This is a genomic window from Streptomyces caeni (assembly GCF_042678285.1).
Taxonomy (GTDB): Bacteria; Actinomycetota; Actinomycetes; order Streptomycetales; family Streptomycetaceae; genus Streptomyces; species Streptomyces caeni.
This window is the reverse complement of the sequence record NZ_JBHUDX010000028.1, coordinates 153,481-159,137: the sequence shown is the minus strand read 5'-3', so window position 1 is coordinate 159,137 and position 5,657 is coordinate 153,481. Positions and strand designations below refer to the sequence as shown.

The following is a 5,657-nucleotide window of genomic DNA, read 5'->3' as shown; positions in this document are numbered from 1 at the left end:
CCCCCGGCCCCTCCGGGCCCCGGCCGGGCGAGCCCGTGCCGCTCCCGGACTCCGCGGGCGGCACCGGGTCGTAGCCGCACAGCGCCTCCTCCGCCGCCCCCGCCGCCAGTCCGGTCAGCATGACGCGGCCGTCGTCGCAGACGAGCACCGTGCGGGCGGTGATGTTGCGGTGCACCCAGCCGTGGGCGTGCAGCACCCGCAGCGCCATGAGGACGTCGGAGGCGACCTCGGCCGCGCGGTAGGGCGTCAGGGGCTGCTCGGCGAGCAGCGCCGCCAGCGGCCGCGCCGCCACCGGTTCGCTCACGATCCACAGCGAACCGCCCTCGGCGAACACGTCGAAGACCTGGTCGAGCCGGGGATGGTCGGGTATCTGCGCGGCGGCCTGCGCGGCCTCGATGGCGCGCCGTACGGCGGGATCATCGGGCCGGCGCGTGGCCGCCGTGCGGGCGAAGGCGCCGCGGGCCCGGCCGTCGCGTGCCACGAATCCCTCGGGCAGCCCGTCCGCGTCGAGCACCTCGGCCTCGACGACCTCGGGCAACGGCACCTGGCGTACGAGGACTTCCTGCCCGCTGTAGGTGTCGAAGGCCCGGGTCTCTGCGAGTTCGTACTCGTCGGAGGGCGGAAGCGGCAGGCGGTAGCGGTCGGCGAGCACTCGACCCACGTAGTCGTCCACAGTGCCTCCCCCGGCCGCCCGGTCGCTCAATTCCGTTCGTGTCGCCGCCCGTTCCGGATTGCGTACGGTCCGCAATCCCTCACGATACGTGCCGGAGGCAAACTGCAACCTCGGGATGTCATATCTCCCCGCGAGACGACCGCGCGCAACGCCGGCCAGACGCGCGGTACGTCACGGCTTCGGCTGGAAGGTCCGGGTCAGCGTGGTCCAGGTGTCCTTGCGCCGCACGCCGTCCCACCCGGCCGCCTTCGCCGTGTACATCAGCCCGTACCCCTGGTGCGGGTTGACGACGAATCCGCGGTCGATGACCCGGTAGGTGGTGCCTCCGCCGGCGTAGGTGAACTCCCAGTCGGCCGTGTTCCAGCCGCGGTAGTCCACCTTCTCGATGCCGATCCGCTGGTACTGGGGGCGCGTCATGTAGCCCTCCTGGTTCTTCCAGTCCGCCACCGGGTCGTCCTTGGGCGAGGACGTCCAGGCGACGAGCAGCCGCTGTCCGTCGGGGCCGGTGAAACGGTCCCCCGCGGAGTCCGAGGACTGGTACTTCCAGCCCGTCGGCAGCCCGATCGAGTAGCCCTGACCGCCCTTGTGCACCGTCACCTTGCCGTCGCCGCCCGCGGGACCGGACGAGGCGGCGACGTCCGTCCCGGTGGCCGGCGAACCGCCCGAGGTGTTCGCCTGGTCCGGCCCGGTCGTGGCGCTGCCGCTCGTGCTGCCGCTGTCCGTGTGCGAGCCGCCGCCGGTGCCCTTCCCGGCGCTCGCGGCGGTCGGGGTCGCGCTGCCGGACGCGGCGGCCTTCGTGCCCTTCTTGTTGTCCTGGGAGCTGTTGCCGCCGTCCCCGAGGTTGAACGCGAGCACCGTCCCGAGCACCGCGAGCACCACGACGAGGGCGACGATCAGCAGTGTGCGCTTCGGCACCACATCGGTCAGGGGCGCCCGGGGCGGCGGCACCGGCCGCGGCGGGCGGTCCGGGTCCGGCAGGATGGGCCAACCCGAACTCGGCTTGTTCGCATCGGAGTTCGATCTGTCGGCGGCCGTGTCGTCCCGTGCGGAGCCCGCGGCGCCGTCGGAGCGGGCCGCGTGGGACGTCCCGGAGACGGACGCGTCCGCGCCCGGGGACGCCACGGCCCCGGGCGCCGTCTGCGTGGGACCGGTGGACTTGGTCCGTGCCGCCGCCGCGGCGGCCGTGGCCGCGCCCGCCGAGGCCACCGCGGCCTTGCGCACGGACCGCAGCGCACCGCGCACCCGATCGGCGGCCTCCTCGCCCCGCTTGGCGCCGGAGCCCGCCGCGCCCTCGACCGGGCTCTTCTCCGGCACCGGCGGCGACGCGACCACCCGGGTCGCGTCCATCGGCACCTCCCGAGCGGGATCGGGTGCGTGGACGACCTCGTTGAGCATCGCCCGCGCGCCCTCGTCGTCGAGCCGCCGCTGCGGGTCCTTGGCGAGCAGGCCGAAGATGACGTTCTTCAGGGGGCCCGCGTTCCTGGGCTCCTCGACCGGCTCGGTCATCACCGCGGTCAGCGTGGCGATCGCCGATCCCTTGTCATAAGGGGGCACGCCCTCCACCGCCGCGTACAGCAGTCCGCCGAGCGACCACAGGTCGGCCGCCGGGCCGGGCTTGTGACCGCGCGCCCGCTCCGGGGAGATGTAGGAGGGGGCGCCGACGAGCATGCCCGTGGAGGTGATGGACGGGTCGCCCTCGACCTGCGCGATGCCGAAGTCGGTGAGCACGACCCGGCCGTCCTCGGCGATCAGCACGTTCGACGGCTTCACGTCGCGGTGCAGGATGCCCTCGCGGTGCGCGGCACGCAGCACGTCGAGGATCGCGAGCCCGACCTCGGCGGCCCGCCTGGGTTCGAGCACGCCGTCCTCGCGGATGACCTCGGCGAGCGACTTGCCCTCGATCAGCTCCATCACGATCCAGGGCCGGTCGTCCTCGTGGACCACGTCGAAGACGGTCACGGCGGCGTTGTTGCGGATCCGGGCGATCGCCTTGGCCTCCCGCAGCGTGCGCGTGATGAGCCGGCGCTTCTCGTCCTCGTCGATGCTCGACGGGAACCGCAGTTCCTTGACGGCGACCGTGCGGCCGAGGGTTTCGTCCTCGGCCCGCCACACCGTGCCCATGCCGCCGCGGCCGAGTACACCTCCCAGCCGGTACCGCCCGGCGAGGAGACGTTCGCTCTGGTCCTGACGGGGTGTCCCCGCGTCGCGCTCCGCCTCCGACATGCGTCCCCTCATGCAACCCGCCCTGACAGAGCCTTCATTGTCCCTCACTCACAGACCGCCCCACGCCCAGGGTGCCCGTGTTGCGGCGGCTCCCCCGCGTCGGAGGACGCCTCGGCGCGGCGGATGCCGCGATCCCGGAGCCCGGGGGCATACCACGGCCGCCCGGTGCGGTCCTCGTCGGGGCTGCGCACCGCCGTACCCGTCCGGGACGCCGCCGCGCCGGGCGGAGCGGCTGGGCCCCGGGCCGCCCTCCTGCAGCGCCGTCCAGCATGATGGGCCGACCGACGGAAGGGAAGCCGATGCCGCCGCGCCGGACACGCCGAAGCCTACTGGCCGTAGCGGTGTCCGTGGCCCTGCTCGGGCTGGCCCCGGGCAGTTTCCAGGCACCCCGGACCCCGGCGACGGACTCCGTGCTCCCGCTGCTCGTGACCCGGGGAGGGGCTCCCGCCGCCGCGCTGCTGGCCCGTGAAGAGAAGGGCTCGCACGTCGCGGCCGCCGGTCACGGCATCGCGCCCGCCGACCACTTCCGTGCCGGCAGCATCACCAAGACCTTCATCGCGACGGTCGTCCTGCAACTGGCGGCCGAACACCGCCTGTCCCTGTCGGACTCGGTGGAGGAGCATCTGCCGGGCCTGGTGCGCGGCAGGGGCAACGACGGCCGCGCGCTGACCCTGCGCTCCCTGCTCACCCACACCAGCGGTCTGGCCGACTTCGCCAGGGACACCGGGGGCGCCGTGCCCCTGACCCCGCTTCAGGCCGTACGCGTCGCACTCACCCACCCTCCGGCCGCCCGGGGCCGCTTCTCGTACTCCAACACCAACTATGTGCTGCTCGGCATGGTCGTCCAGCAGGTCACCGGCCACTCGTACGCCGTCGAGGCCGAGCACCGCATCATCACCCCTCTCCGTCTGACGGGCACGTCCTTCCCCGGCGCCCGCACCACCCTTCCCTCGCCGCACGGCCGCGCCTACGCCGCCGACGGCTCCGACGTCACCGAGCTCGACCCGCGCGTGGCCGGCGCGGCGGGCGAGCTGGTGACCACGCTCGCCGATCTGGACCGCTTCTACGCGGCGCTGCTGGGCGGGGAACTGCTGCCCCCGTCCCGGCTGCGGGAGATGCTCGACACCCGTGCCGCACACGGCTCGTACGGCATGGGGCTGTATCCGGCGAGGCTTCCGTGCGGCACGACGGTGTGGGGGCACAACGGCCGGATCTTGGGCAGCTACGTGCGCACCGCAGCCACCGTCGACGGCCGTCGCGTCCTCACCTTCCGCGTGAACACGGACGGGTTCGCAGACTCCCGGCTGGAACGGGCCCTGCTCACGGCCGAGTTCTGCCCTCGCACCCCGTAGAACGAGCCGGCCTCGAACGGAGATCCCGCCATCCGCCACTCGTTCGAGTGATGTCGGCGGGGCTGCCCGCATGCCTCGGCCCCGGCGGCGCCGCCGGGGCCCTGCGCCCGCCCGGCGGTCACAACGGCACGATGTCCGGCGCCCCCAGCCGTGCGGCGTCCGCCGTCAGGTCGTCGGGCTGCCGCTGTGACTCCCGCTCCGCCTCCACCCGCTTCCGGTAGTGCTCCACCTCGCGGTCGATCTGGTCCCGGTCCCACCCGAGCACCGGCGCCATCAGCTCGGCGGCCTCCCGGGCACTGCGCGTGCCGCGGTCGAACGTCTCGATCGAGATGCGGGTGCGCCGTGTCAGCACGTCGTCCAGGTGCCGCGCGCCCTCGTGCGACGCGGCGTACACGACCTCCGCCCGCAGATAGTCGTCCGCGGCCTGGAGCGGCGCGCCCAGCGAGGCGTCGTCCGCTATCAGGTCGAGGACTTCCTCCGTCATCGTCCCGTAGCGGTTCAGCAGGTGCTCCACCCGGACCACGTGCAGCCCGGTGCGCGCCGCGATGCGCGCCCGCGCGTTCCACATCGCCCGGTAGCCCTCGGCGCCCAGGAGCGGCACGTCCTCGGTGACGCAGTCGGCGACCCGCTGGTCGAGGCCGTGCACCGCCTCGTCGACCGCGTCCTTGGCCATCACCCGGTACGTCGTGTACTTGCCGCCCGCCACGACGACCAGACCGGGCACCGGATGCGCCACGGTGTGCTCCCGGGACAGCTTGCTGGTGGCGTCCGACTCCCCGGCGAGCAGCGGCCTGAGACCCGCGTACACACCCTCGACGTCGTCGCGCGTGAGCGGCACGGCCAGCACGGAATTCACATGCTCCAGCAGGTAGTCGATGTCCGCGCTGGAGGCGGCCGGGTGCGCCTTGTCGAGGTCCCAGTCGGTGTCGGTGGTGCCCACGATCCAGTGGCGGCCCCACGGGATCACGAACAGCACGGACTTCTCGGTGCGCAGGATCAGCCCGGTCGTGGAGTTGATCCGGTCGCGCGGCACCACCAGGTGGATGCCCTTGGACGCCCGTACGTGGAACTGGCCCCGTGAGCCCACCATCGCCTGGGTGTCGTCGGTCCACACCCCCGTCGCGTTGACGACCTGCTGGGCACGGATCTCGTACTCCCCGCCCCCTTCCGCGTCCTGCACCGTGGCACCGACGACCCGCTCGCCCTCGCGCAGGAAGCCGGTCACCCGCGCGCGGTTGGCGGCCTTCGCCCCGTACCACGCGGCCGTGCGCACCAGCGTGGCCACATAGCGGGCGTCGTCCATCTGCGCGTCGTAGTACTGCAGGGCGCCGACCAGCGCGTCCCTCTTCAGGCAGGGAGCGATGCGCAGGGCGTGACGGCGGGTCAGGTGGCGGTGCGCCGGCAGGCCG

General features: G+C 73.5%; 4 protein-coding genes. 1 reads left to right on the top strand and 3 read right to left on the bottom strand.

Features of this window, described 5'->3' with window-relative positions; genetic code table 11:
* A partial coding sequence (locus tag ACFSL4_RS12450; RefSeq protein ID WP_381081617.1) for a protein kinase occupies positions 1 to 703 on the bottom strand: 703 nt, incomplete at its 3' end.
* Positions 704 to 844: 141 nt separating this feature from the next.
* Entirely contained in the window at positions 845 to 2,896 is a 2,052-nt protein-coding gene (locus tag ACFSL4_RS12445) for a serine/threonine-protein kinase (protein WP_381081615.1), read from the bottom strand.
* Positions 2,897 to 3,195: 299 nt separating this feature from the next.
* Between ACFSL4_RS12445 and ACFSL4_RS12440 the strand changes: the two genes are divergently transcribed.
* Complete coding sequence (locus ACFSL4_RS12440) at positions 3,196 to 4,248, top strand: serine hydrolase domain-containing protein (protein ID WP_381081613.1); 1,053 nt, start codon at positions 3,196 to 3,198, stop codon at positions 4,246 to 4,248.
* A gap of 118 nt (positions 4,249 to 4,366) precedes the next feature.
* On the opposite strand, the gene ACFSL4_RS12435 is transcribed toward ACFSL4_RS12440, so the two are convergent.
* Positions 4,367 to 5,657, bottom strand: a 1,291-nt coding sequence (locus ACFSL4_RS12435; RefSeq protein ID WP_381081611.1) for a glycerol-3-phosphate dehydrogenase/oxidase, incomplete at its 5' end; no start/stop codon positions are given.